The following is a 301-nucleotide window of genomic DNA, read 5'->3' as shown; positions in this document are numbered from 1 at the left end:
AAGTTGCATGGTCGTTTTCTTCCTTGTTCACGCCTGGGGCGCTTGATTGATGAAGCGGGTCTGGTAAAGGATGCGGCAGATTCTGCTTGATTGAAACTGATCAAAGCTGCCTACCTGCTCATAGGAAATGTATGAACGCCCCGCAACTACAGTGGGAAACCCAGCGGGTTTTCCTCGCCGTCCTTCGAACTGGCAGCCTTTCTGCCGCCGCCCGTGCGCTGGGGATTGCTCAGGCTACGGCGCGGCGCCGGATCGACGCGCTGGAGCACAGCGTCGGTACCAGCCTGTTTGTCCGCTCGCC

Annotated in this window: 1 protein-coding gene; it reads left to right on the top strand. The window is 58.8% G+C overall.

Annotation, left to right across the window (positions count from 1 at the left end; all coding sequences use genetic code 11):
- Positions 1-131: 131 nt before the first annotated feature.
- The coding region (locus SB786_RS35940; protein WP_410731536.1) for a LysR family transcriptional regulator at positions 132-301 on the top strand (170 nt) is incomplete at its 3' end.

The sequence above is a fragment of the Burkholderia sp. SIMBA_062 genome (genome assembly GCF_046534765.1).
Taxonomy (GTDB): domain Bacteria; phylum Pseudomonadota; class Gammaproteobacteria; order Burkholderiales; family Burkholderiaceae; genus Burkholderia; species Burkholderia ambifaria.
The sequence above is the reverse complement of the archived record's forward strand: the minus strand, read 5'-3'. Positions and strand labels throughout refer to the sequence as shown.